Source organism: Arthrobacter sp. YN, assembly GCF_002224285.1.
In the GTDB taxonomy this organism is placed as follows: Bacteria; Actinomycetota; Actinomycetes; order Actinomycetales; family Micrococcaceae; genus Arthrobacter.
This window is the reverse complement of record NZ_CP022436.1, coordinates 1,183,670-1,210,239: the sequence shown is the minus strand read 5'-3', so window position 1 is coordinate 1,210,239 and position 26,570 is coordinate 1,183,670. Positions and strand designations below refer to the sequence as shown.

Here is a 26,570-nt window from a genome sequence, read left to right as displayed (position 1 = left end):
AAATTCTTCTCTTCTCGCTATGTTTACGCAAACATTCTTGAAAGAAGATTAGCATGTTTAGGTGAACATACAAGAGGATGCCGCAGACAGCGTTAGCCCGGCCAGCACGTCGCACACCAGCGATTCACCCTCGGTCAGGAGTGCCCGAGCTGCCCGCGGCCCCTCAATCGGCGATGTTGCACGAGCAGCCGGGGTTTCCGCCCAGACCGTCTCCCGCGTATCCAACGGCCTGACGAATGTTGAAGAAAAGACCAAGCAGCGGGTGCTGGACGCCATGAAAGAACTGGGCTATCGGCCCAACAGGGCTGCACGCGCACTCAAGAGCGGTCAGTTCAAATCCATTGGCGTCATCATGTTCAATCTCTCGACCTACGGCAACAGACGCACCCTGGATGCCATCGCAACCGCTGCGTCACAGGCCGGATACTCGGTGAACCTCATCCCCCTCCACGATCCCACTACAGGTACCGTGACAGGCGCCTACAACCGGCTGAAGGAGCAAGATGTGGACGGGGTGGTCATCATCTTCGAGGCGCACCTGTTTGATCGTGCGGACATTACGTTGCCCGAGGACCTCCCCGCTGTGGTCATCGACTCAAGCCCCGGTTACGGCTATCCCATGGTGGATACAGACCAAGCCGAGGGTGCGCGGTTTGCTACTGAGCATCTCCTTGATCTAGGCCACCAGCAGGTTTGGCACATAGGGGGCCCAGTCTCCTCCTTTTCAGCCAGGCACCGGGAGGAGTCCTGGCGACGGACGCTGGACGAGGCAGGCATCGAAGCGCCCACTGTCCTTCATGGAGATTGGTCCACCGAATCCGGATATCAGGTCGGGATGGAGCTTGGCCGCAATCGGGAAGTCACCGCAATCTTCGCCGCGAACGATCAGATGGCGCTCGGGGCAATGCGAGCCCTTCATGAACTTGGGCGCCTCATCCCGAAGGATGTCAGCATTGTGGGATTTGATGACCTCGAGGAATCCACTTCCTTCTGGCCTCCACTGACCACCATCCGTCAAGACTTCCTCGCAGTTGGCCGGCTGAGCATTGAAAAGCTGCTTCAGCAGATCGCCGGTAACACCCCGGCCAGCGTCGTCACCACGGTGCCGACCCGCCTCATGGTGCGCAAAAGCACGGCCGCGCCGGCCCATTAGGGCAACGCGACCGTGCTGGCCTGCTGAGGCAGCCGGGCTGCTTATGGGCAGCTGGTGCCGGTGTAAGGAACTGTCGAGGTGAAGCCTGCAGACTCATCCGTTGCACCCGAGGTGACACTGACGGAGCCGGCCGGGAGTATCGCAGCACGGCTGTTGAAAGCGATCGAAGCACTCTTCCCAGGTGCTACCCCGGCAAAGGACTTGGACCCATAGGCAGTATCCACAGCGATGGTCAGAGCCTCTGCTGTGGTGTTCTGCACGGAGACCGCGAGGTAGGCCTTGTTTCCGATGCATCGCATGGCGGTGGTGGCCGAGTGCGTGGGCGGGTTACCGGTTTCCCCAGGGTTCACGGCACTGACAATGAGCCAGCTCAACTGCACATCAGAGGAGCGCGTCTTGCTGAGCGTGAAGGTGAGTTCGCCGTTCTCGCCAACGGTGACGTTGCCGTAGGCCGCGGCCTGGTTCTCCGATGAGTAGTCATGGTCGGCTTCGCGGACCTCGTTGTTAATGGTCACCTCGGCACCGCGGTTGTCCCAGGACCAGGGATCGGCATACCCGGCGTGAACCGTGTACATGCCCGGCTGAAGGTTTCCGAACCGGTAGGTCAGGTCCCGGCTGGATACGGCGTACCGCAAAGTTGAGAACATATCTCCGCTGGATTCGCCGCTGCTCCCACTACCGGGGCTTTCGTATCCCCAGGGCGCTCCGCCGGCCGGGTCCGCACCGAAGGGCTGATCGGCCGTGCTGTTGAGGAGACCCCCGTCCTGGGCGGCCGCACTGGTCAGCGACACCCAGTCAGATGTCTGCTGTCCGCCGGCGTTGACCACGTAACGGATGTCGGACGCCGCGATCGCGTCCTGGATACCCACCGCGTCCACAGCCCAGAAGGAACTGTTCTCTCCCGTGTAACGGAACCGGAACTGTGCCGTCGTGGCTCCTGTTGGCACGGTGAAGGGCAGTTTCTCCACCGTATTCGTAGCCGTGGAGTAACTCTTCAGCGTCTGGGTGGCCCCGGTATCGAAGGTTACTGTGACTGTGGCTGACTGGGGACCATCGATGGCGTAGTTGGTTGCGTAGCTGAGGCTCGCGCGTCGCAGCCCGTCAACGGGAAAAGCGGGACTGACCAGCGTCGAGTCGAACTGACCGGACGCGTGCTGCTTGTCGTCCCATTCGTCCGAGTCAGCCACCGCGATTACGTCGCGGCCACGTACCGTCGTTTCACGGCCCTGATCGCGATCGGCCGCTGTCCAGAAGTCATCCGTGGCAAAGGTCCACCCCCGCCACTCCGCAGTCCCCCCGGTAGGCATTGCCGAGTTGTCGATGGACCACCCCACAGGCGTCGCCTTGGTCCACCCAAGAGTGCCCGCGGGGATCGCGGTCTCATCGACGCCGGGCTGCAGCACTGGGCGCAGGGAGTCGAAGTCATCGTGGGTGAGGCTGCCAAAGGGATTTCCGTCGAGATTCCATTCGGACTTCACGGGCACCCCTGCGGCGGCCATGACGGTGGGGGCAACGTCCACAAGCTTGGCGTCGTACCGGGTGAGGTTTGCGGCGATTCCCTTGCCAACCATCGTGGTAAAGACACGCCGCTCCCCCGCGGAGCTTCCGCCGTGGCCTCCTGTGGGGGTGTGACCATGGTCGGTGGTGACAACAACCGTCCATTCCTCGTTGCTTGGGCGTGCCGCCACCGCGTCCATGACTTGGCCAATCCTTGCGTCCGCGCTGGCAAGAGCCGCGCCGTAGTCAGCCCCACTGGTGCCCACACGGTGCCCCACCGTGTCCACGTCCTCCAGGTAGAAGAAGAGATCGTCCACTGAGCCAGTGGAAATTGCGTCCACTGCGGCTGTCGTTGTGTCCGCATCGGTGGAGAACTTGGTCCGCACGTCCACACCCGGACCGAAAATGGTGGCGGTAATGGGCTGCCATGTTCCCATTGCCGCGGTCTTGCGCGACGGTGATGCCGCGTTGATGCGTGTCAGGTAGTCCGGGTAAGCGCCAAATTGTGGAGAGCCAAACCCGTTGTCCAGGACGTTGTGCTTGTCCGGCCAGACGCCGGTGGCGATGGTTGCCCATCCCGGCCCGGAGGACGTCTCCGCCATTGGCTGGGTATACAGGTTGCTGACCGACGTTGTGCCCTGAGCACGCAGCGCATCCAACCGGGGCATCCCTGCCGGGCCCAGTGAATCGAAGGCTGCCCCGTCAACCCCGATAATCAGCGTCTTCGCTATGGGCGCCTCGGCGGCCATCACGGGGGCGCTGGACAAGACTGTGCCGGTCAGTGCCACGGCCGTAGCCGCGACCCCCGCCCACAGACGTAGATGGTGTGCCATGGAGTGGTTCTCACGATCTCTAGGGTGCTCGTGGTGCAGCGACCAGCTGCCAGGCAGCGCCCCACCAACACCCGAAATCGTCTGCACCGACGAATGATTACGTAAACATTGAAGGGTTGCCCCGGCGTCATTGTCAAGAGTGCGGGAGCCGCGATCCCGCCATGACACAGCCGTAGTCGCGGGCCGCCCCGCCAGCACCCCCGCCGAAGGAGCTTGGACTACCCGCGTAAAATGTTCTATTTTGGTAGCTATTGTTTAATAATGGTGCAATCCTCTTGGTGGAACGGGTTCGTTCCGAAGATTCTTGTACCGGTGGCACCGGCCGCTTCCTTCTCCACCGCTGCGCTTTCCCCAAGTCCGGTGCCTGCCCCCATGAGTTTCGATGCGCACCAATGCGCAGAATGAAGGAATAATCCACCAATGTTTCCCACCACGTTTCCCGAGCCTGAACTCTTCTCCCCGGGCAAAGACGTCCCGGCGTTGCGTTGGGGGCTGCTGGCGCCTGGATGGATAGCGGACCTTTTCGTGTCTGCCATGCACGAGCACACTGACCAACGATTCGTCGCCGTCGGCTCCCGGTCTGCTGACCGTGCGCGATCGTTCTCAGCGCAGCACAGCATTGCAAGGGCGTACGACTCGTACGAGCAGCTCGTCGCCGACCCCGAGGTTGACGTGGTCTATATAGCTGCGCCGCAAAGTGAGCACTTAACGCTCGGGCGCCTGTCTATGGCTGCCGGAAAGCACACTTTGATCGAAAAGCCGATGGCGACCACTGCCGACGAAGCCCGCGCGCTGGCCGCGGCGGCTCGAAACGCCGGAGTGCTGCTGATGGAGGCGCTGTGGAGCCGCTACCTACCGCAGACCTCCGTGGTGCGCACTCTGGTTCACGACGGGTTCCTCGGGGACGTCCGTTCTGTGGTCGCCGATCACGGCCAGGCCATTCCCGGCTACCCGGATCATCGCCTTCACCGCCGCGAACTGGGCGGAGGGGCACTGCTCGACCTCGGCATCTACCCCGTACAACTGGATTCGATGGTCCTGGGTGCGCCACAATCGATCACGGCGATCGGCGGTCTGCTCGATACCGGCGTCGACGCCTTCTCCACTCTTGTGCTTGGACATGGGCGTGACGTCCAATCCACTCTCACCACCAGTCTTGCCGTCCGTACTCCGTCCACCGCAGTCATCTCAGGCACACAAGCGAGAATCGAGATGGATGGTTCCTTCTACATGCCGACCACTTTCCGCCTCGCGGGCAATGATGGTGACGCAATGGTGTGGAACGATACGACCGGGGTGACGTCCATGGCCGGGCTGTCTTGGGAAGCGACGGCATTGGCACGATTCGTTGGCGAAGGCCGTACAGAATCGCCCATCCATACTCTGGACGAGACCATCTCCATCCTCGAGACACTTGACGAAGCGCGCCGTCAGCTCGATGTATCCGCATCGCTTTAGACAACCCCTTCCTTCCGCCAGCGCCGACCTCCCGGCCGTTCCGGCACTGGAAGCCTTTTGGCAACACTTGGAAATATCTACGCAAACGGGACTGAAAGTGACAGTACCTTTGTTTAGGTGAACATGGATCAGGAGAACACAATCATCGGGACTCCGGCGGGACCGTCCAAGGAGTCCCGGAAGCTCGCGGCCAAAAAGCGCGCCACCAGGGGGCCGTCCATCGGGGACGTGGCAAAGGCCGCAGGCGTCTCCGCCCAAACCGTTTCCCGGGTTTCCAACGGACTCACCAATGTCGAAGAATCCACTAAGAACAGGGTTCTCGACGCCATGAAGGAACTTGGCTACCGGCCCAACAGGGCCGCACGTGCGCTCAAGAGCGGCCAGTTCAAATCCATCGGTGTCATCATGTTCACCCTCTCCAGCTTCGGCAACATGCGAACCTTGGACGCCATCGCCACGGCTGCCTCGCAGGCGGGCTATTCAGTGACGCTCATCCCCGTGCAGGACCCCACCACCGGAACCGTGTCCGGGGCCTACGAAAGACTGCGGGAGCAGCAGGTCGACGGTGTGGTTGTCATCTTCGAAGCCCACCTTTTGGATGACGCTGACATAACGCTTCCGGAGGACCTCCCGGCCGTAGTCATCGATTCCAACGCCGGTTTTGGCTACCCCATGGTGGATACTGACCAGGCACAGGGTGCACGCATTGCGACCCAGCACCTTCTGGACCTTGGCCACCAACGGGTGTGGCATATCGGTGGACCCACCACGTCCTTCTCGGCGACGCACCGGGAAGAATCATGGAGGCGGACGCTCAAGGACGCCGGTATTGAGGCCCCTTCGGTCCCCCATGGCGACTGGTCCACCGAATCCGGCTACCAAATCGGTCTCGAGCTTGCGGGCAACCCGGATGTCACGGCCATTTTTGCCGCCAACGACCAAATGGCCTTGGGAGCGATGCGTGCCCTGCATGAACAGGGTCGCCGCATTCCCGAAGATGTCAGCATTGTTGGATTCGACGACCTGGACGAGTCCACGTCCTTCTGGCCGCCACTGACAACAATCCACCAGGATTTCTACGCCGTGGGCCACCTGAGCATCGAAAACCTGCTTCAGCAGATTGCCGGCACCGGTTCGGTGGACGATTTCACCACCGTGCCTACCAGCATGGTGGTGCGCAAGAGCACTGCCGCTCCCCCTGAGGGAGCCCGGCCGCCGTCTGCGCGGAAAAAGCGCGTAGCTGCGGACAAGGGGTAACCCTCCTCCGCAGCTACGCCGTTGTGGACTGCTACCCCTTGCTTGCGCCCAGGGTAAGCCCTGCCACGAACTGTCGTTGCAGGACAAGGTAGATGATCATGGTGGGAATCAAGGTGATCATGGCACCAGCCGCGATCAGGTTGTAGTTGCTCAGGAACTGGCCCTGGAGGTTGTTGATGGCGGTGGTGATCGGGAGCCTGTCACCGCTCTGGATAAACAGCAAGGGCCAGAAGAAGTCGTTGTAGATGAAGATGACTTGCAGCGTGCCCAAAGCCGCGAGTGCCGGACGGCAGAGTGGCATGATGATGTTCCAGTACTGCCGCCAGATTCCAGCGCCATCCACCAACGCAGCTTCCGTCAGGTCTTGCGGCAGGGCTTTCATGTAATTGGAGAGCACAAAGGTGCAGAAGCCAATCTGGAAAGCAGTGTCCACGATGATGACGGCTATGTAGGTATTGAGCAGGTTACCGGAGTCGCTCATTGAGTACGGCAGGGAAACATGTTTGAACATCTCAAACAGCGGTGCTGCAAGGACCTGCGGTGGCAGGAGGTTGCCGGCGGTGAACATGATCAGCAGCGTGATGTTGAACTTCCAGCTCACCCGCGATACTGCAAAAGCCATCATGGACGCGAAGAGAAGCGTCAGCAGGACGGTGGGAACCGTGATCAGGACTGAGTTCAGGAAGTACTTCGAGAATCCTCCCTGGTTCCAGGCCTGGACGAAGTTCTCGAAGCCGAAGCTGCCGCCGAAGCTGAAGTAGCCGTATTTGTCGGTGTCCTCTTTGGGACGGAGCGCCGTATAGAGCGACCATACCAGCGGTACCAACCAGATGGCGGCCATAACGATGAGGAAGATGTGAGTGCCATAGTGGCGTTTGCCGGTCTTGCCGGTCCTGCCGGTCTGGACAGGAAGGGTACGGGCGATGGTGCTCATGCCTCTTTCTCCTTGCCGAAGGTGCGGATGAGGTAGAAGACAATCGGCACCAGGGAAATCACCAGCAGTACCACGGCCAATGCTGAACCGACGCCGATCACCTGTCCTTCACCGATCAGGTTTTGGATCACCAAGGCGCTGAGCAGTTCAAGCCCGTTGGTGCCGCGGTTGATGACATAGACAATGTCAAAGGCGCGGAGGGACTCAATGATGGTGATGACCACGATCACGATGTTGACCGGGCGCATGGCGGGGAAGACAACGCGGAAGAAGGTCTGGACAGCATTGGCGCCGTCAATCGACGCTGCTTCCCTGAGGGCAGGGTCCACACCCTTCAGGCCAGCCAAGTAGAGGATCATGACGTAGCCTGCGTGGCGCCACGTAGCTGCGATCATGGCGGCCCAGATGTTGACGTTCGAGTCGCCGAACCAGTCCACGGCCTGGGGCGTGCCGGCCGTACCGAGCAGGAAGTTCAGCAGACCGCTGTCGCGGTTGTAGAAGAGCTGCCAGATGATACCGATCAATGCCAGGGAGAGCATGACGGGCGTGAAGAAGATGCTCTGGTAGATCTTGCTTCCCCGGATCTTCTGGTCCAGGAGCACAGCGAGCAGAAGGCCCAGCGGCGTTGCAATCAGGGCCAGGAAAGCCAGCCACAGCACGTTGTGCTGCATGGCCGGCCAGAACGGTGGGTAGTTCTGGCTGATGAACTCATAGTTTTCCGTCCCGGCAGACTTGATGTCGGCCAAGTCCAGCCCGTTCCATCGGGTGAAGCTCAGTCCAATAGAGGCCAGGGTGGGCAACCAAACGAACAGCAGCTGAATGAGCGTTGGAAGGCCCACCATGATGCCAAGGACGATTTTGTCCCTGCGACTCAGGCGGCGAACTTTCCTGGATTTCTTGCGCGTTCTTCCGGCTGTTGCCGGCGAGGCGTGTGCTGTCCCGCGTTGGGCGCCGCCTGCAGGGGGCCCACTGTTCGGGGAGGCCGGTTTTTCGGCTGTGGTACTCATGGGAATTCCTTTGGTATTCGTCGCACAGGGGCCGGCCGCGGTGTGACCCGCGGCCGACCCTTGCTCGGGAAGCCTGGCCGGTTGACCAGCAACCGTATGGCCAGGGCAGTCCTGCGCTATTGGGCCGCGTAGAGCGACTTTGCCTGCGCTTCCAGGTTCTTCACGTCGACGCTTCCATCCTTAATGAAGGACTGAAGAGCCGGAATCATGACGTTGTTGGCCATGGCCGGCAACGCATCGCGGTCCAGGAACTGGCTGATGTACTTCGCGTTCGCGATGGTGTCCGCACACTTCTTGTTCAGGGCAGAGTACTTGGACGTGTCAGCGCCCTTGGCCGTCGCGATGTTGGAAGTATCTACGGCCGCGTAAGCGTCCTGGCCCTCCGGGGTTCCCATGAAGGCAAGGTAGTCGCGGGCAGCCTGGTTCTCTCCACCCTTCTTCGACAGCAGCAGGCCATCGATCGGAGCTTCAACAGCGTCAGTTCCCTCCATGGCGATCTCCGGGAACGGGAAGAAGTCGATGTCCGCCAGTACTGCGGGATCCGTGAACTGCTGCGTCACGAATGAGCCCAGGAGATACATGCCGGTCTTCTTGGCCTCAAGGGCTTTGGCTGCGTCCTGCCAGGTCTGCCCCAGTGCTGCGGGGTCTTGGAACGGCAGAAGTGCTTTCCAGGTATCGAAGACGTCGCTGACCTTCTTCTGGTCCCAGCTCTCCTTGTGCGCGGTCAGGTCGATGTGGAACTGGTACCCGTTGAGGCGCATGTTGATGTAGTCGAAAGTGCCCATGGCGGGCCAGCCGTCCTTGTCGGCAAAGCCGATCGGAATGATGCCATCGGCCTTCATCTTGGCAGCGAGCGTGGTCAGCTCATCGAAGGTAGCGGGAACTGAGTAGCCCTTTTCCGCCCAGAAGCTCTTCCGGTAGAAGAAGCCCCACGGGTAGTTGTAGTTGGGGACCAAGTACATCTTGCCGTCAGGGCCGGTGGACGCCTTCTTGATGGCGTCGGAGAAGTTGCCGCCGATCTTTTCCCACACGTCGTCGACGGGAGCCAGGAGGCCCTTTTCTGCGTAGTACTGCATGCGGTAACCGGCAAACCAGGTGAAGGACTCATCCGGGCTGCCCTGCAGGTAGGAGTTGATCTTGTTCTGGAAGTCGTTGTGGGGAACCACGTTGGTCACCACGTCGAAGCCCGACTTTTTGGTGAAGGCGTCCGTTACTGCCTTGTAGGCAGCACGGGGAACTTCGTCCGATGAACCCGAGCCGAAGGTGAGGCTTTTTGATGAAGCACCAGGGGCAGGACCGGAACCACCCGTGCATGCAGACAGCAAGGGGATGCCGGAGGCGGCTACGGCGCCGATTCCAAGTGTTTTGAGGAAGGTTCGCCGTCCTGGACCGGCGCCTTCCGCCGCCTGGAACGGGCCAAGGTTTACAGCCATGATTACTCCTTTGAATCGTGGTTCTTCGTGAGACTGTCCAACATCCGCATGCGCACCGTGAGATAGCTCAAGTGTGGGCCTGTGGAGGCAGAAAGTCGCCGGATCTAATCAACATTCTTGTGAATGTTCACGTAAACATTGAGTTGCAAGAAGTTTACGTAAACATCGGTGGTTTGACAAGGGTATTTTGCTGCATTCCGGCACTTTTACGGGAGCGCGGCAAGCACCCCGATATCAGGGGGTTCCCGCTTCCCGACGCCCGGCCTCGCGGGCCTCTTCGACCAGCCGGACAAGCTCCTTCTTCCGCCGCTTGCGACCTAGGAAAAGGCCCGCAAACAGAAGCAACAAGGCAACAAGGACGGCGAGCTGCGGCCAGGGAATCGCCCATAGCGTCACGCTTTCCTGCACGGGATCCAGCGATTGGGTGGCACCGTCAGGGGCAATCACCCCTTGCGAAACGGTCACCGGCAAAGTCATCATGCCCAGCGGCCACACCTGAGGTACGTGGATACTGACGGTTCGACGGTCCCCGGGCAGCAATTCGAGAGTTCTGGCTTCTTCGGTCCCGGCGGCCGGCCACCGGGCGTCATTGACCATGGTGGAGGGATCCACCGAAAGTCGGACGTTGCCCGTATTCTCCAGGTCAACGGTAAGGTCAGCGGATCCTGGTTCCAGGGGATTCCACGACGTATCGTAGCTCGCGGTTGCCTTCATGCTGAGCGCAGGTCTGACCTCCCCCTTTACCCGGGTCATGACACGGAACCCAACACGGCTTTCCACACCCAGTTGCGTCCCGTCCGAGCCACCCTGTGAATAGATCGAGGCAGCTATGCCCGCTGCATGATCGCCTGGTGTCGCGTTGTCCGGGACCGTCACCGTGAACGGCACGACGGCGGTACCTCCCGCCGCTACGGTGACCGTCTTGTCCATGGAGATCCAGGTACCTGCAGATACCGACTGCTTGTCGCCAGGGAGCATGTTGAAGCGGCCGGTCGGAGTGAAATACCCATCAGCCGCGGTGAGGGCAAAGGTAACGTCCCTGTCGCTGAGGTTCCTGACCGCCAAGTGTTCGTCGACACTGGCTCCTGGGTCGAGTTCGAGTTCCACCCACGAGCGGCCATCCGGCCCCTCCACGGTCGATGGGGTGACAGCCCACGTGACGGGGCTGTCACCGGTGGTGGCAAAGGTGGTGGTTGCAGCAACGACACTTGCGCCGACGACAGCAACCAGGACGCACACGGCAATGACGCAGCGCAGCAGGAGTCCCTGGTCGGAGAGCTTGAGGGTTGGGGACCTCATGAGACGAAGATACCTCCGCTGGAGATTATTCGAACAGGGACAGCGTCAGCTTGGCGGAGTAGCCGCCAGGTGCCACCGTCGCAGGAGTGCGAAGGAAGAGGTCCGCGTTGGCCGTCCACTGCCCTTCGGCAGCAATCGCCGATGAATCCAAGGCCAATGCGAGCAGTTCCTGGTCCACCAGACCAACGGCATTGGCACCGGAATCCATCGACGTGTCCACCTGGTCGCCTTCGGTCACCTGACCGGAGGCCCCGCCGTCGATGATCTGCGGCTGCCACCCCAGGTGCGACGCGCTGATGGCCGGCTGACCTGCCACCCCGGCAAAGTCTGACGACGTTCCCAACACGTACCAACCGGCACCCGCCGGGATTTCACTGGCAGCCCTGGTATCGGTGACAGTCACCGTGGGCAACGTTCCTTTGAACTGCCGCACCGTGGGCGTGGACCCGTCTTCGGTCAATGTCGTGGAGGTGCCCGCCACGCTCATGGCCAGTACGCCGCCGTCGACGATTTCGGTAATGCCGACGTTGACATCCACGTCCTGGTCGCCGTGGTTTTGGTCAGCCATCGCCATACTGGCGACACCCAGCAACAACGCCGTGGCAGTTGTGACGGCGCCAGCACGGGGCAGAAATTTATGTCGGTTCACTTTCATGCTTCTTTCACATAAACCCGGCACACCAGCCGGATGGAGAGGGGGAAGAGAAGCTGGTGGCCCGCCAATCAGGCGGACCACCAGCGTCAAGTTAGTTGCAGGATGCTGCGTTGTAGGCGGCGTTTGCTGTCACTGTTACCGGTTGGCCGTTGACCGTGGCCTTGGCTTCAACGGCCACGGTGCCTGCTTGTACCGAAGCGGCGCGGGTGGTGAATGCGTGCACTGCGTTCTTACCGGGTTTGACCTCGGCGAAGGTCTTGGTTCCGTAGGCCGAGGTGAAGGTGGCCTGGACTGACTTGGTGTCGTTATTGGTCAGTTGTGCCGTCACGGTGACCTTGCCGGCAACACACTTGGTGCTTGCCACTGCGGTGACGTTCAGCGCCGGGGTGGTCTCCGTGAGGACCGGGTTGGCGATCATCAGCCAGCTCAACTGCACATCCGGTCCCCGTGTCGGGCTGAGCGAGAAGGTGATCTTGCCATCCGTCCCCACCGTCACGTTTTGGTAGGCCGCGGACTGGTAGTCGCCACTGTAGTCATGGTCAGCTTCCACCACGGCACCGTTGACGGTGACCTTGGCCCCGCGGTCGTCCCACTGGGCCCATGGATCGTAGTACCCGGCGTAGACCGTGTAGGTGCCCGGAGCCAGATCGTTGAACTTGTAGCTCAGATCCCTCCCAGCCTTGGCGTAGCGGAGGGTGGTGAAGATATTGCCATCCGCGGTTCCGGAGACTCCACTGTCCTGGCTTTCGTAACCCCAGCTCTTGCCCGTCGCCGGATCAGCGCCGAAGGGCTGGTCCGCCGCGCTGTTCAGGACAGGTCCGTCCTGGGCCGCTGCTGCCATCAACGCCGTCCAGTCGGCTGTCTGCTGCCCACCGGCATTGACCGCGTACTGGACACCGTCAGGAACAACAGGGATGGTCCGGGTGAATGTCCGGTTACCGAAACCGGGGAGCGTGCCCGTAGCGGTGATGACTCCCACGGTGTTCGTGTTGCCGGTGACCTGCCAGGTGACGGGCTGGGTGGAGCTTTGCCCGTTCTGGGTGACTGTCACGGAGTTGACACTGAAGGTTGAGCCAACAGCCAGGCTGGCAGGAACACCCGTAACGTCCCATGCGGAGTTGGCGTCCAAATCCTCAAGTTTCCACTCGGACGGGGACTTCACCGCCAGCGTCTTGCCACCCTCGCCCATCTGGATAGGCAGCCACACCATGGGTGCGGTGGCCAAGGCCTGATCCGATCCGCCGTTCCAGCGGTCGCCCATGTAGATGAACTTGCCGTTCGCTGGATCAACGGGGATCACCGAGGACGGCTGCGAGTTGTTGGAGTTCCAGGAAACATCGCTGCTGAACGGATCTCCCATGTCAGTCCACTCCCCCAGGATGCTGGTGGCCGTGCCGTACCGGGACGGGTTCGGCGACCAACCAGTGGTTCCCGACGAGATGATGAAGTAGCGGCCCTGGTATTTCATGATGGCCGGTGATTCACGGGACTGGTTGACAAAGGCCCGCCGGAAGTCGACGCCCTCCACCGCCGTATCCGGTGAAGCGGACAGGTAGGTGTAATCAGCGTTGAGCTTGGAGATGAACATGGTCTTGTTCTCTTCGCTGGAGTAGATGATGTAACCGGTGCCATCGTCATCCACAAAGAGGTTCATGTCCCTGGCCATGCCCGGGTTGTTCGGAGCGAAGTTGGTGGGATCGCCGGCCGTTGCCTTGTGGAGGCGGTAGCTGTCGATGTACCGGAACGGTCCGAACGGTGAATCAGAAACTGCTACGCCTGCGTTGGCTTTGGCGTACTGAGCGGTAGACCACGACGACGGCCCGTCAGCGTGGACCCACATGACCCACTTGTTGGTGGCAGCGTTGTAGATGACCTTGGGCCGCTCAAGGATCGGCGGGGTCTCGCCATTCACAGGCACTGTTCCGAGGTCACGGTAGACGGCGTCCTTCTGCTCCGTGGTGTAGCCCGAGTACAGGTTCTGGAAGTACGGATCCGAGTCGATTTGCCCGCGTGAGGACAACGTCTTCAGCGCAACTCCCTCGTCCTTCCAGTTGTACAGATCGTAGGAGCTGTAGGCGTGCACACCCGGTGCGGAGTGGTAACCATTGGTGCGGTCCTCCCCATACAGGTAGTAGATCGTCTTACCTTCGGAATCCTTGGACGTCACCACCTGGCCACCATGGGCCTGGATCAGGTTGCCGTTGTTATCCCGCCAGTCCTGGCCGGGCCGGAAGCTGTTATAGCCCGTGCCCTCACTGGCATTCCGTAGGGTGAAGGCCTGATTGGCCCCACCGTTGGAGGTCCACAACCCAATCCAAGCACCTTCATGCGTGGACTGGTTCGAGACATCCAGGACCTGGTGAACGCCGGCATTCAGAAGGCTGAACGAGGTACCGTCCGTGGTGCTGAACAGCCACTGGGCCGAGCTATCCGTGCGTGCTTCTTCGTCAGTGATGGTGCGCAGCGTAGTGCCGTTGGCATCGGCTGCCAATGCACGGCCATCAGCGAGCCTCAGGACAAAACGGTCACGGGTGGTGCCGTCTTCATCAGCGATGAGGGTTGCTTTCCATACCTGGTTTCCGCCGGCGACCGAATCGCTGAGCACGGTTTTCGGTGAGCCGTCCGATGCCGTAACTGCACGGCCACTCTGAACTCCGACGAAGCTGTAGGACTGTCCATCCTGTACCGCCGGCGCATCCGCTGCGACGCCGGATGCCCCGTTCACCACGAAGGTGGTGACGGACTTGGCAGGAACGGTCAGCGTCGCCGAGCGCGTTCCGGCGTCGATGGCGACGGCGGTGCCACTGACGAGCGCGTTGGCCGTCGGATCACCGGATGGAGACTGGGTGGTGACCACCGGAGTAACCGTGGCACCGGCAGCGATCGTTGCGAACTTGGACAAGTCCACCTTGATGGTCTTGGCCTGATCGGAATCGTTGGTGTGCACCATCGACAGACCGGAACCATCGGCCTTCAGCGCAGATGTGGTCTTGCCGTCGCTGGTGGGAATGATCCGATCACCCGGGGCGATGTAGTGGGTGAAGTTGCGGATGGTGTTGTACTTCGAGTTCACCGTGGTGCGGCACGAAGGATCTGCGGCGCCTGCGGCCAAACGCCGCACGGAGTCGCCATCGGCGTTGCAGTCGAAGTCGATGAAGACGGATCCCCAGTTCTTCTTCTCGCCCAGTTCCATGTTGTAGAGGTCTTCGACCGGCTGCCACAGCACCCAGGACTCAGGATCGAGCTCGCGGAGGTCATCGGTGATGCGCGTGGCCATACCCAAACCGTTTTCGATGCTCTCCGGATTCCAGGAGTCACCGCCCCAGTTGCCTTCGACTTCGCTCATGGACAGCGGCTTGTCCGTTGCCTTGGCGATGTCGCGAACCGCGAGGCGGTCGCCGGTGGAGTAAGTGTGGACGTTCAGCTGGCTGACGGCCTCTTTGGTTTCCGGAGTCCAGCCGTTCCAATCTTCCAGGAAGCGGCTCGGGGAGGTCTCATCCGGACCGGAGACCTTGGCCTCGGTGGTGGTGCCAGGTTCGGCGAGCTCGGCAGCCATGGCGGTCAGCACCTGGGACTGCAGTGCGGGGCCTGCGTGGGCACCCTCCTGGCCTCCTCCATTTGGCAGGCCGTTGCCGCCGAAAGTGGTCTTCCAGTAATTCGTGTTGGGCTCGTTGAGGGGGTTGATCGTGTCGAAGCTGATGCCTTCAGTTTCTTCGACGTGCTCAGCCGCCTTTTTGACGTAGTTGACGAACTTACCGATGGCTGCGGGCTTGATCTGGTCGGCGTTGGGGTCTGTACCACCGCTGACGTAGCCGCTTTCGGTCATGAAGTAGGGCGGCGAGTTGCTGAAGGCCTCCCAGGTGGTCACTTTGTCCTTGATGGCCGCGATCCAGGCACGCTGGGAAGCATCGGCGTCGAGGTTGTAATCCGAGGCGTTCTCGCCGGTCCAGGCGGCCAGGAAACGGTCCCGGTCAGCGTAGTTCGTGGTGATCGGCCCATCCTGGTCGGAGAGGCCGGCATTCGGGTTCCACCAGCCGGGAACAGCTCCGCCGGGACGAAGGTAGTCGGGGATATCCGTGGCGTTGCCACCGCCAACGTTATAGCGGGCGATGTTGAGGTTCAGGCCGTCGTCACCGAAGACCTTGTCGATCAGATCGTTCCGGATGGCTTCCGGATACTGTCCGGTGGCGTTGGCCATCCAGACGAGGCTGGTGCCCCAGCCTTTGAACGACGGGCCTGCCTGGGCCGGGTTGGGGGTGAGGACAAGGTCCTCAGCGGCGGATGCCGGCGAGGCCAGCAGGGGAAGGGCGCCTAGGGCGAGGGTTGAAGCAGCTAAGGCCGCGACCAAACGATGACGCGACGATGCGTGCGAGCTCGACAACATTGTCTTAAATCCAATCCGTTCATGTTTACGTGAACATAGAAGAGGTTTACGTAAACATACAGTGACCCACGTCACCCGTCAAGTGGTGATTTTTGCTGTTCACCCAACGTCTGCCACCCGGCCGCCGGGGATAGCGCATTCCCACTGGAACTCACTATCCCCGGGACTTTTTATCCTTCGAAGGGACTAATGCATCCCGAATTGGTACGCGGCAGGCACCGCCTCGTTCGGGCAGACTTCCTGCCACAGCGCCGCGAGCGCGTCCTCGCCCTCCCGGAGGTCCGGGATCTCGACGCCCTCTCGCAGGATCGCGGCTGCCGCACCGGGGTTTCCGGTTCTTGCGAGCGCCAGCGCCCTGAGGAACTTCAAACGTCCGACGCCCGCGCCCGCCTTGGTTGCCGCGTCGTTCAGTTTCAGTGCCATGGCCGGGTCCCCGTGCCGGATGCTGAGAGTCACGGCTTCGGTCAGCAAGGCTGCGTTTGAAGGGTCGCTGTCCACGCCGTTCCTGAGCTCGGCGAGCCCTTCAGCGTCCTGGCCGCCGGCGAGCAGGGCCAATCCCAGCCCACGATGTGCGAGCGCCGTTGTCCCCGGCGTGGCGTCCGTGGCCAGCACCTCGCTGTAGGCAGCCTTTGCACCCTCCAGGTCCTGCCGGGCGTGCCTCATGGTGGCGAGATGGAGTTTCGCGTCAGGACTGTCCTGCCGTGCCAGCAACCCCTCCCAATCCGCCCCGGCGACGAAGCTGGGCGCGCCGTCGAACGCTTTTGCATGCAGCAGCCCGAGCCAGGGTTCCTGCTCCCCCGTGATGCTCTCGTCCACGAACGGAGTTCCGCTTTCGTCAATCCAGCCCTTGCCGGTTTTCTGCCGCCGGGCACGCTCGAGGACGCCCCAGCCGCTGCCGTGCAGCAGCATTGTCGACGGCGGGACGTCGGCGTCGGCGATGGCTGCGGGAAGCATCGCCTCGAGTTCTTCGTGCGGCAGGAGCTGTTCCAATCGCTCACCGGCATGGGCCACTGCAGAGTCCCAGTTGGTGCCGTGCGAGGTCTCCGGATCCAGATGCCCGTTCCCGTAAGCCTCTACCCATGCCCACTCCGCGCCGGCGGGCATCACCAGGTGTTCAAACTGCGTCTGCGCCAAACCCGCCTGGATCTCGGCATAGGGCCCGGCTCCGGGGCTCAGCCACTCCTGCCATCGTTTGCCGCCCTGTCCTTGGCCCCACACGAACAGCTTCTTTCCCCGCAAGAGGCCCGTGGACAGCATCGCCAGCCCGTCGCCGTCGTCGTCTGCCGCCACAACCCAGCGCCGTTCGGAAGGGTCGATGTCGAAGAAAAAGTCCGCCGCGTGCGGGCTGTTGACCAGCCAGGTACCGTCATAACCTTCGTGGGCTGTGGGCCGGACGCGGGTGATGTCCGTGGTGTAGTCACTGCCGTAGGCCTCGTCGGCGGGCGCAATCACGCGCGTGCGGTCCGTCTCCGGGATGGCGGCGTTGCTCCACCAGTACATGGGGACGTCACGGTCATTGGGGTTCCGCAGCCGGACAGCGGCGAACAGGACGGCCGAGTCTTCCGGCAACCAAATGTCCACTTGGAACACCACTTCCCGCAGCCGTTCGAACTCCCACATGCGCAGGATGTGCTTCCCGTCCGACGTCTGCACAATCGCTGTGTGCAGCGGATCGCAGCTGGTGGGCGAATGCCCGCGGGTGCCGATGTTCCACTCCAGCCCTCCCGCGAACCACGCCTTGCGCAGCGCGATGTTGGCCAGCTGCGGCGCATCGTGGGTGTGGAGGAGCTGCTTGCCGGTCGCTTTGTCCAGCAACTCCCAGATGCGCCCGCCCAAGGACGGGAGGACCGTCATCTTCAGTTTGCTGTTTTCCAGCACGACGGCGGGAACCTCCCGGGATGCCGCCTCGCGGCTGTAGCCGTCCTGCATGAGGTACGGGTAAATGTTGGGCACCACACCGTAGCGGGCCGACGCCTGGAGTTCCTCCGAAACGCCTTCGCCCACGGTGTAGGGCTGGTCGAGCTCCGCGGCGACCACGGGCAACGGGTTGAGCGGACCGAGCTCGGCCATGGTCAGGGAAATGGTGGTGACGGTGAGGTTCGAGCTGGTGGTGGTGTCCACGTCAGTATCCGATCGTGAAGAGGAGGCCGCGCTGCGGATCAAGGGTGATGGAATCGCCGGGCGCGTAGCTCGCGGCGGATTGGAAACCGGGGATCTCCGGGGCGTTAATGCGGCTGGTGGCGGCAGCGACGTCGTCGAAGATCAACCTCACGTGCTCAGTGTGCCCGGCCCAGGAAGCCAGCGCCACCACCATTCCGCGTTCCGTGAGCCACGTGGTGGCCAGGACGTCCGGATGGCTGGACCGCACAGGTGACTGTGGGTCCCAGAACCCCTGCATGTGGGCGTGCTCCAGCCCGGTTTCGGCCCAGAATTCCCAGAGCGGCCGGTTGTCGACGGCGGGTGCCCGGCCGGTCATGCCGAACACCATTCCCCGCCACGGATTTCCGCCGCCCTCGAGCATCTCGCCCATGAGCCCGAACGGAATGCCGGACAGCTCCACCAGCCAATACTCGGGATCGGTGGTGTCGTAGTCGAAATACTCCCCCAGCCACAGCCTGTCCACATAGGGCAGCTGTTCCATGTACAGATTGGCCGAGGACGCGTACCCGTCGTGCGCCGTGAACTGGTTGGCCGAGTGAAGGTCTATCTCCGGACCGTCCACGCCCCTGGCATGGCAGGCCGCCTCAAGGACCTTGCGGACCCGAAGCATGGCGTGCCGGTCATAGGCGATGTCATCCAGGTAGACGCCGTCGATCCCATCCTCGCCGCTGGCCAGCTCCTGCAAGCTCCTCACGTAGAAGTTCTCCCACCGGGACTCCCCCGTGGTCACCACGGCGATGTCCTCCACATCAGGAGCGAACCAGGCGGACACGTAGCCGCTCCCGGCATGCTCCTGAAGCCAGATGTGCCCCTTGCCCGGGCCGTCGCTGAAGATCTCGTGCTCCAGGTGCAGCAACGGCAGTAACTCCGGGCTGTGGAACGTGAGCTCGCGGACCGTGTTGTACACCTTGGCTTTCAGTCCGTGCCGGTGGCATTCGTCGATGTACTTCCGCAGCGAGTCCGCAGTCAGCAGGGGGTCGTTGATATAGGGCGCCGGTGCCGTGGCGTGGTGGACGTTTACCACCGTGGCTCCCGCCGTTGAAATGTCCGCAGGGTCCGCAGGCTGGTGGAAGTAGCGCTTGGCCACGTGGCGGCCAGGTTGGAGTGGTTTGAACGGTGTCAGGAGCAGGCGAAAGTTGAAGTCCAATGGCTCGTTCGCCGCGAGCGTCCGGGCGCCGCTGAAGGCGTTCAGTGTCACGCTGCCCTCGCCGGTCCGGAGGGTGACCCCACCGAGGACTGCGCTTTCGCCGCCGGCCTCCTGGCGATTGGCCCAGGACACCGGTTCCACCAACGGCTTTTCCCGGTAGAAATTGGTGTTCAGAGGCCGCTCGTAGCTGCCATCCCTCAGCGCCACCTGCATCCCCACGTTGACGCTCCCAAGCCACAGCGCATCCTGGTTCTTCGCCGCCACGTTCCACGTCCAGTCCAAGGACTCCGGACGCCGCCCGCCGGGAACTCCCAGGCCCATCGCCAGCGGAACCGCAGCCTCATGAAACTCAAGCTGCAGGCCGACGTCGTTCACGTCCATAGTGTCCCCGGAACTGAGCTGCAGCGAGTACGAAACCGCTCCGTCGGCGTCGAGCACGCCGTTCAGCTCCAGCCTCAGCGTTCCGTTCCCGTTCTTCCCGCCCGTCCACGTGGACCGCCACGAGATCCGGGCCGGCCCTTCCACTGTGAAAATAAGCGGAGCATAGCTCCATTGGATATCGTCGATGTCCAGACGCATCGGGCCGCTGAAAAGCTCGACGGCGGGACCGTCCGTTGCGGTCACGGCGGCGGTGAAGGTGGACGTCACCTGCGCGGGGAGTCCCGACTCCGCCAACCGCAAGGACCTGCCCAGAATCCCCAACGTCCTGCTGGTTTGGTCCAGGGTGATGGCTGTGAAGGGGCTGACAAGTTCGGCATCCTGGGCCACCCGCGAATCCAGCCACGCCAAGCGGCGCAGGTAACGGGGATCGCCGAAGCCGCCCGCGGCAATCGCCGGGTCCGCATCGCTTTCGGCGGCCACGTCCAGCCTGACCTCAACCTCTTGGACCGCTTGGCCGGCGGCAGTAACCCTCAGCACCGCGTCCAGAGTGGTTCCGGCGCATTCCTGAGGGACCGGCAGAATCACATACAGCGCCTGCACCCGCCCGGCCGAAACAGCCAGACTGCTGTGCCACGGCTTCCCAAGACGGTCTACGCCATCGGTGTTGATGCAATGTCCGCCGGCCGGCGAGGCCACGTCCACTGTCACGCCGTGCAGATCCTCCAGCGCGTAGAGGCCCACCTGGACCACGTAGTCCTCCCCCGGTTCTGCACTCGCCTGGAAGCTCCGCTGCGGTCCATTGATGACCCAATGCGCCGGCAGATCCCTTTGCATGGAGACGGGGTTCAGCCGATCCTCGGGGAAAAGCAGGAAAGCCTCGCCCGCGTGCCTGGTGTTGAGCTGCTTCACCTCGTCCGCGCGGGCCGTGAAGTTCATCGGAGCGAACGAGTCGCGCCCGCTGGCGGCTTCATAGCGGAGGACGGCTGCCTGGGGTAGTTCATTGTCCCGACGTTCGGCGTCCGCCGCCTGCCACCACGCTGAACGCACGACGCCGGCGGCCCACCCCGGCTCTGCTGATGGACGATGCGGGAGGTACTCCGCCTGGGGATAGTGGGGTTTCCCCAGCATGGCGTAGGGCAAGTAATAGACGAAGTAGATCCCGTGGCCGTCGATCGCTTCGAAAACGATGCTTCCGGACTCCCGGGTGGCCGCTTCCACGATGACGTTCCGGACTCTGGAACCGGTCTTTTCCGAGACGACGATGACGTCCACCGACGCCGGGTCCCGGTCCTGCCGACGCCACGGGAGGGCCACCCTGTGGGCGTTACCTGCGCCGTGGGCCGGGGCTGACCCGGCGCCGTTTCCGCCCTGCCCAAGGTCCGGGACTTCCACGACTTCCACGACTTCCACGACTTCCACGACGAATCGGTGGTTTCCGTAGAGCAGCTTGTCCCAGTTTCCGACGCCACACTCCACCTCCGGATGACCTGTTGTGGTGATGTTTGGAGTGATGGTGGGCGGGGCTATGACGGTCGGTGAAACCGGCGCGGGCAGCGGCATCGCTGGGACTCCTGAAGGTAGCTTCCGGGGCTTTCCACCGAGTTGGTGAATCCTTACATCATCCCGGCCTTCATCGGGGTCGTAAAGGATTATTGCGATGCGTACTTACTGGGATTTGTGCCCCAAACAGTGGACGCCCGGGTTATTTTGCGGCGGCCAGGTTGAGCGCGTTCACCATCGCCTTTGCTGCACGCACCACCTCACGGTCGGTGACGGTGTAGGCGGTGGGATCTGCCCCATCCTGCGCGCCAAGGGAGATGGCGCCGTCACCCAGCGTGGACACGGTCTTCTTGGCCGACAAGTGAACGGCGGACAAGCCCGCAGCGTGCATGGCGGGGATGTCGTCCAAGGACAGCCCGCCACCGGCCATGATTTCCACAGCATCCCCGGAACGTTCCGCCATGGCGGCCAGGGTCTTCAGACCGGCGCCTGCGGTGGCTTCGTGTCCTGAGGTCAGGACCCGGGTGAAGCCGAGCTCAAGAAGCTGCTCCAGCGCCGCCAACGGGTCCTTGGACTGATCAATGGCGCGGTGAAAGGTCAGCTGGGCTTCGGGGTTGGCCGCCCTGGCGGCCTCCACCAGACGCTGTATCGCGTGAACGTCCACATCTCCGGACGGAGTCAGCGCCCCCACCACCACCCCGTGGGCGCCCTGCGCCAGAAGGTGGCGGATCTCGTGGACCATTGTGTCCACGTCGGAGGCTGAGTACCGGAAGTCGCCGGGCCTGGAGCGGATCAGCGGATGGATCTCCAGACGGCCGTCAACGTGCTCCATGCTGGCTTCCATGAGTCCTTGGCTGGGCGTGATGCCACCCAGTTCCAGGCTGCTGCAGAGCTCCACTCGGTGAGCTCCTTCGGCGGCAGCGGTACCCGCACCGGCGGCACTGACCACGGCAATTTCAAGTTTCATGCTGAAACTCTACGCGGAGTTTTTGTACAGGTAATGCCCCTAAGAAGGCTCCTTAAGGGCATCACCTGTACAAAAACTCGTCAGGCTTGGTAGCGCCCGAGCTTTTCCTTCTGCCCGGGAGTGAGCCTGAGGACCCGGCCGGTGTCCTCGGCGACGAACGCCAAATGCGTGGTGGCTTTGACGCAATCCTCCCGCGTAACAGGGTCCCTAATGACGTAGTGAAGATCGAAGCTTGCGCCTTTGACGGCACCAACCCAGATCTCCACGAAAGCCGGAATGTTGCGGTACTCCAAGGTCCGGACATACCGGACCTTGTGCTCCACCACGAGGGTCATGATGCCCTCTTCAACGTCGTTGAACAGGGCAGCCGGAGGCTCTATGCCGGGAAGGCCCGCGCCGCGGGGAGGCCCGAAGGCCGCGATGCGGGCCTCCTCCAACATACGAACGATCTGCACGTTGTTGATGTGCCCGTAAGCGTCCATGTCACCCCAGCGCATGGGTACAAGGACCTCAATGCGCTGGGGTGCAACGGAATCCCGGGCGGGTTGCCCGGTCTTCAGTGAATCGGTACTCAGCTGTGCACCGCCGTCGAATCATCCACAGCGGTCTCTTCCTCACCGGCGAACTGGGACATGTACAACCGGTAATACGCGCCTTGGAGGGTGAGCAGTTGGTTGTGGTTGCCCTGCTCAACGATCTTGCCGTTCTCCATCACCAAAATGGTGTCTGCGTCCCGGATGGTGGAGAGGCGGTGGGCGATCACGAAGCTCGTCCGGTCAGTGCGGAGGGCAGCCATGGCCTTCTGCAGCAACAGTTCGGTGCGGGTATCCACGGAGCTGGTAGCTTCGTCCAGGATCAGCAACGAGGGGTCGGAGACGAAGGCCCGCGCGATGGTGATCAGCTGCTTCTCACCGGCGCTGACGTTGTTTCCTTCTTCGTCAATGATCGTCTGGTAGCCGTCAGGCAGCGCACGGACGAAGCGGTCCACGTAGGTGGCCTTGGCCGCCTCCATGATCTGTTCCTCGGTAGCGTCCAGGTTGCCGTACTTGATGTTGTCGTAGATGGTCCCGCCGAAGAGCCAGGCGTCCTGCAACACCATGCCCACCTTGGACCGAAGCTCTGAACGGGTGAGGTCCTTGATGTCCACGCCATCCAAGGTGATCCGGCCGGCGTTGAGCTCGTAGAAGCGCATCACGAGGTTCACCAAGGTGGTCTTGCCGGCACCCGTGGGTCCTACAATCGCCACCGTGTGGCCAGGTTCAGCCGCGAAGGACAGATCCTCAATGAGCGGCTTGTCCTCCACATAGCTGAACGAGACGTGCTCGAACTCGACGTGACCGTCGGTCTTGGAAGGCAGGTGGCGGGTGCCGTTCTCTTCGACTTCCTCATCAGCATCAAGGAACTCGAAGACGCGCTCGGCAGAGGCCACGCCGGACTGGAGCATGTTCGCCATACCGGCGATCTGGCCCAGCGGCTGGGTGAACTCGCGAGAGTACTGGATGAACGCCGTGGCGTCGCCCAGGCTCATGGAGCCCGACGCAACCCGGAGGCCACCCACCACGGCAATGCCGACGTAGGACAGGTAGGACACGAAGTTCATGGCCGGGAAGATGACGCCGGACACGAACTGTGCACCGAAGGAGGCCTTGTAGAGTTCCTCGTTCTTCTCGTCGAAACGCTCCAACATGTCGGCATCGCGCCCGAAGACCTTCACGAGGTCGTGGCCGGAGAACGATTCTTCGATCTGGCCGTTCAGTGCGCCGGTGTTCTTCCACTGTGCTGCGAAGAGCTTCTGGCTGCGGGCACCAATAACACCCGCCACGATGCCGGACAACGGCAGGGCGATCAACGCAATCAGCGCCAACTCCCAGGACACGATGAACATCATGACCGTGATGCCAAGGACCGTGAGCACTGAGCTGACCAACTGGGAGAACGCCTGCTGGAGGCCTTGCTGGACGTTGTCGACGTCGTTGGTGACGCGGGACAGGATGTCGCCGCGCTGGCGGGTGTCGAAGTAGTTCAACGGAAGACGGTTGAGCTTGGCCTGGACGTCGTTGCGGAGCTTCTTGATGACCCGCATGACGATCCTGTTGAGCAACCACCCCTGGGCCCACAGGAAGATGTTGGCCACAAAGTACATCAGGAGCACGATCGAAATCAGGAACGTCAGCTTGGGGAAGTCGATCCCGTTGGTGAGCTCCATCTTGGAGACCATGTCCGCAAAGTTACCCTGGCCCTGCTGGCGCATGAGTTCCACGAACTGCTCTTTGGAGACGCCCTCAGGGACCTGCCGGCCCACGACGCCGCCGAAAATCACGTCCATGGCATTACCCAGGACCTTGGGGGCGATCACGTTGAGGACCACCGAGACGATAACGAGCCCGATCACGATGTACACGCCAACGGCCTCTGGCTTCAGCAGGCCCATGAGCCGCTTGGCGGACGGCCAGAACTCCTTGGCCTTCTTTGCCGGGACGTCGCCGAACATGCCGCCATCGGCTTCCGAGGGGACGTATTCCTCTTCGACGAAGTCGTCGTCGTCAAGGGCTTCGGTTGCTACCTCAGCTTCGGCTGTTGCCTTGGCATCCTTTGCGGCTTGAGCCTTGGCAGCCCAGCCACGCTTCTTCTGCTGGTTCTGCTCGCTCATGCCACTTCCTCCACGCTCAGCTGGGATTCAACGATTTCCTGGTACGTGGGTGACGTCTCCAGCAGTTCGTCGTGCGTTCCGCGGTCAACGATCCTGCCGTTATCCAGCACGAGGATCTCGTCCGCATCCGCGATGGTGGAGACACGCTGGGCCACAATGATGACGGTCGCGTCCCGGGTTTTGGCCTTCAGGGCCTTTCGGAGCCGGGCGTCCGTAGCTACGTCCAGGGCAGAGAACGAGTCATCAAACAGGTAGACGTTGGGTTTCGTCACCAAGGCGCGGGCAATGGAAAGCCTCTGGCGTTGTCCACCGGAGACGTTGGTTCCGCCCTGGGCGATGCGCCGGTTAAGGCCAGCAGACTTTTCCTCCACGAAGCCCTTGGCCTGCGCGGTTTCCAGCGCATCCCACAGTTCCTCGTCAGTGGCGTCGGGCTTGCCGAAGCGAAGGTTGTGCTCGATGGTTCCGGAGAACAGATACGGTTTCTGCGGAACGGCCGATACCCGACTGGTGATCTCCGAGGAATCCATGTCGGTGACGGGAACGCCGTCGAGCAGTACATCACCGGAGGCGACATCGTAGAGTCGCGGCAGCAGCGAAACCAGGGTGGTCTTGCCGGCACCCGTGGAGCCGATGATGGCCAGAGTCTTGCCCGGCTCAGCAGTGAAGGAAACGTTGCTCAGCACCGGAGCCTCGGCACCGGGGTACTTGAAAGTCACGTCCCGGAATTCGACGCGCCCCTTCTTCTCGGCGGGAACCACCGGCGAGCTGGGGTTGTGGATGGAAGGCTCGACGTCGAGCACCTCGGCAATGCGGTCTGCACAAACCGAAGCGCGGGGAATCATCATGGCCATGAACGTGCCCATCATGACGGCCATCAGGATCTGCAGCAGGTACTGGAGGAATGCCGTGAGCGCGCCCACCTGCATCTCGCCGGAGTCCACGCGCTGGCCGCCGAACCAGAGAACGGCAGCAGTGGAGAGGTGGAGGATCATGCCGATGGCCGGGAACATCAGGACAAACAGGTTGCCGATTTTCACGGATACAGCGGTGAGGTCCTCATTGGCATCGCCGAAGCGCTTGGCCTCGTGGGGTTCACGTACGAAAGCGCGGACCACTCGGATACCGATGATCTGCTCGCGCAGCACGCCGTTGATGGCGTCGATCTTGGTCTGCATGGAGCGGAAAAGTGGCATGAGCCGGACCACGAGGTAGCCCACAACCGCTACCAGGACAGGAACGGAAACCCAGACGAGCCAGGAGAGGTTGAGGTCCTCGCGGAGCGCCATGACGATGCCGCCAACGCACATGATAGGCGTGGACACCATGAAGTTCAGGCCCATGAGCACCAGCATCTGAACCTGCTGGACATCGTTGGTTCCACGGGTAATCAGTGTGGGAGCACCAAACTTGTTGACATCCTGGGCGGAGAAACTGCTGACCTGCCGGAAGACGCTGCGGCGCAAATCCCGACCGATGGCCATGGCGACGCGGGAGCCGAAGTACACGGCGACGATGGCAGTGAGCACCTGCCCAAGGGCGACGGCGAGCATGAGCGCACCCGTCTGCCAGATGAAGTCGGTGTCGCCTCGGGACACTCCCTCATCAATGATTTTGGCGTTGAGGCTGGGGAGATAGAGCGTGGCGATGGTGGACGCCAACTGAAAGATCAGCACGGCCACAATCTGCGGCAAATACGGCTTGGAGTAGCGCCGTATAAGGGTGACAAGCATGCCCACGGGTCCTTAGAAAAAGTGCGCGAATGAGATAAGAGAAGTGTTGCAGCAAGGGCTGACAGTATTAGCCTCACTACTCTACGAAATCCGTTGCCCCGGCGAAACAACCTACGGAAAAGATC

16 protein-coding genes are annotated in these 26,570 nt (G+C 62.0%); 3 read left to right on the top strand and 13 right to left on the bottom strand.

The window, feature by feature from the left end:
- Positions 1–61: 61 nt before the first annotated feature.
- A complete protein-coding gene (locus tag CGK93_RS05560; RefSeq protein ID WP_089593964.1) occupies positions 62–1,153 on the top strand; it encodes a LacI family DNA-binding transcriptional regulator in 1,092 nt (363 codons plus the stop codon).
- Between the two features lie 41 nt (positions 1,154–1,194).
- On the opposite strand, the gene CGK93_RS05555 is transcribed toward CGK93_RS05560, so the two are convergent.
- On the bottom strand, positions 1,195–3,483 hold the full coding sequence (locus tag CGK93_RS05555) for an alkaline phosphatase family protein (protein ID WP_089593963.1): 2,289 nt from the start codon (positions 3,481–3,483) through the stop codon (positions 1,195–1,197).
- A gap of 420 nt (positions 3,484–3,903) precedes the next feature.
- Between CGK93_RS05555 and CGK93_RS05550 the strand changes: the two genes are divergently transcribed.
- Positions 3,904–4,941, top strand: coding sequence for a Gfo/Idh/MocA family protein (locus CGK93_RS05550; protein ID WP_089593962.1), 1,038 nt, complete (start codon positions 3,904–3,906; stop codon positions 4,939–4,941).
- Between the two features lie 123 nt (positions 4,942–5,064).
- The gene (locus CGK93_RS05545) at positions 5,065–6,198 is read left to right on the top strand and encodes a LacI family DNA-binding transcriptional regulator (RefSeq protein WP_089593961.1); all 1,134 of its coding nucleotides are present in this window, start codon (positions 5,065–5,067) and stop codon (positions 6,196–6,198) included.
- Between the two features lie 31 nt (positions 6,199–6,229).
- On the opposite strand, the gene CGK93_RS05540 is transcribed toward CGK93_RS05545, so the two are convergent.
- From CGK93_RS05540 to CGK93_RS05485, 12 genes are all read right to left on the bottom strand, one after another.
- Positions 6,230–7,132: a carbohydrate ABC transporter permease gene (locus CGK93_RS05540; RefSeq protein WP_089593960.1), complete on the bottom strand. Its 903-nt coding sequence runs from the start codon at positions 7,130–7,132 to the stop codon at positions 6,230–6,232.
- Entirely contained in the window at positions 7,129–8,139 is a 1,011-nt protein-coding gene (locus CGK93_RS05535; protein ID WP_089593959.1) for a carbohydrate ABC transporter permease, read from the bottom strand. The genes CGK93_RS05540 and CGK93_RS05535 overlap by 4 nt, the downstream gene beginning before the upstream one ends.
- Before the next feature lie 116 nt (positions 8,140–8,255).
- A complete protein-coding gene (locus tag CGK93_RS05530) occupies positions 8,256–9,572 on the bottom strand; it encodes an ABC transporter substrate-binding protein (protein WP_089593958.1) in 1,317 nt (438 codons plus the stop codon).
- A gap of 234 nt (positions 9,573–9,806) precedes the next feature.
- Positions 9,807–10,871, bottom strand: coding sequence for a COG1470 family protein (locus CGK93_RS05525; RefSeq protein ID WP_089593957.1), 1,065 nt, complete (start codon positions 10,869–10,871; stop codon positions 9,807–9,809).
- 25 nt (positions 10,872–10,896) lie between these two features.
- Positions 10,897–11,526 (bottom strand): hypothetical protein, encoded by a 630-nt coding sequence (locus tag CGK93_RS05520; RefSeq protein WP_089593956.1) that lies wholly within the window; start codon positions 11,524–11,526, stop codon positions 10,897–10,899.
- Between the two features lie 91 nt (positions 11,527–11,617).
- A complete protein-coding gene (locus CGK93_RS05515) occupies positions 11,618–15,910 on the bottom strand; it encodes a family 43 glycosylhydrolase (protein WP_089593955.1) in 4,293 nt (1,430 codons plus the stop codon).
- A gap of 186 nt (positions 15,911–16,096) precedes the next feature.
- Positions 16,097–18,031 carry a DUF5107 domain-containing protein gene (locus CGK93_RS05510; RefSeq protein ID WP_232481551.1) on the bottom strand — a complete coding sequence of 645 codons (1,935 nt, stop codon included), beginning with the start codon at positions 18,029–18,031 and terminating at the stop codon, positions 16,097–16,099.
- Between the two features lies 1 nt (position 18,032).
- Positions 18,033–21,158: a glycoside hydrolase domain-containing protein gene (locus CGK93_RS05505; protein WP_089593954.1), complete on the bottom strand. Its 3,126-nt coding sequence runs from the start codon at positions 21,156–21,158 to the stop codon at positions 18,033–18,035.
- 142 nt (positions 21,159–21,300) lie between these two features.
- Complete coding sequence (locus CGK93_RS05500) at positions 21,301–22,065, bottom strand: copper homeostasis protein CutC (RefSeq protein WP_089593953.1); 765 nt, start codon at positions 22,063–22,065, stop codon at positions 21,301–21,303.
- Positions 22,066–22,145: 80 nt separating this feature from the next.
- A complete protein-coding gene (locus tag CGK93_RS05495) occupies positions 22,146–22,562 on the bottom strand; it encodes an acyl-CoA thioesterase (protein ID WP_089593952.1) in 417 nt (138 codons plus the stop codon).
- Between the two features lie 74 nt (positions 22,563–22,636).
- Entirely contained in the window at positions 22,637–24,715 is a 2,079-nt protein-coding gene (locus CGK93_RS05490) for an ABC transporter ATP-binding protein (RefSeq protein ID WP_089593951.1), read from the bottom strand.
- Complete coding sequence (locus tag CGK93_RS05485; protein ID WP_089593950.1) at positions 24,712–26,445, bottom strand: ABC transporter ATP-binding protein; 1,734 nt, start codon at positions 26,443–26,445, stop codon at positions 24,712–24,714. The genes CGK93_RS05490 and CGK93_RS05485 overlap by 4 nt, the downstream gene beginning before the upstream one ends.
- Positions 26,446–26,570 lie beyond the last annotated feature (125 nt).

What these genes read in the sequence shown, in the direction of transcription:
- CGK93_RS05555 (WP_089593963.1), bottom strand. Translation starts at nt 3,483, where the DNA reads ATGGCACACCATCTACGTCTGTGGGCGGGGGTCGCGGCTACGGCCGTG.
- CGK93_RS05550 (WP_089593962.1), top strand. Translation starts at nt 3,904, where the DNA reads ATGTTTCCCACCACGTTTCCCGAGCCTGAACTCTTCTCCCCGGGCAAA.
- CGK93_RS05545 (WP_089593961.1), top strand. Translation starts at nt 5,065, where the DNA reads ATGGATCAGGAGAACACAATCATCGGGACTCCGGCGGGACCGTCCAAG.
- CGK93_RS05540 (WP_089593960.1), bottom strand. Translation starts at nt 7,132, where the DNA reads ATGAGCACCATCGCCCGTACCCTTCCTGTCCAGACCGGCAGGACCGGC.
- CGK93_RS05535 (WP_089593959.1), bottom strand. Translation starts at nt 8,139, where the DNA reads ATGAGTACCACAGCCGAAAAACCGGCCTCCCCGAACAGTGGGCCCCCT.
- CGK93_RS05530 (WP_089593958.1), bottom strand. Translation starts at nt 9,572, where the DNA reads ATGGCTGTAAACCTTGGCCCGTTCCAGGCGGCGGAAGGCGCCGGTCCA.
- CGK93_RS05525 (WP_089593957.1), bottom strand. Translation starts at nt 10,871, where the DNA reads ATGAGGTCCCCAACCCTCAAGCTCTCCGACCAGGGACTCCTGCTGCGC.
- CGK93_RS05520 (WP_089593956.1), bottom strand. Translation starts at nt 11,526, where the DNA reads ATGAAAGTGAACCGACATAAATTTCTGCCCCGTGCTGGCGCCGTCACA.
- CGK93_RS05515 (WP_089593955.1), bottom strand. Translation starts at nt 15,910, where the DNA reads ATGTTGTCGAGCTCGCACGCATCGTCGCGTCATCGTTTGGTCGCGGCC.
- CGK93_RS05505 (WP_089593954.1), bottom strand. Translation starts at nt 21,158, where the DNA reads ATGCCGCTGCCCGCGCCGGTTTCACCGACCGTCATAGCCCCGCCCACC.
- CGK93_RS05500 (WP_089593953.1), bottom strand. Translation starts at nt 22,065, where the DNA reads ATGAAACTTGAAATTGCCGTGGTCAGTGCCGCCGGTGCGGGTACCGCT.
- CGK93_RS05495 (WP_089593952.1), bottom strand. Translation starts at nt 22,562, where the DNA reads ATGCGCTGGGGTGACATGGACGCTTACGGGCACATCAACAACGTGCAG.
- CGK93_RS05490 (WP_089593951.1), bottom strand. Translation starts at nt 24,715, where the DNA reads ATGAGCGAGCAGAACCAGCAGAAGAAGCGTGGCTGGGCTGCCAAGGCT.
- CGK93_RS05485 (WP_089593950.1), bottom strand. Translation starts at nt 26,445, where the DNA reads ATGCTTGTCACCCTTATACGGCGCTACTCCAAGCCGTATTTGCCGCAG.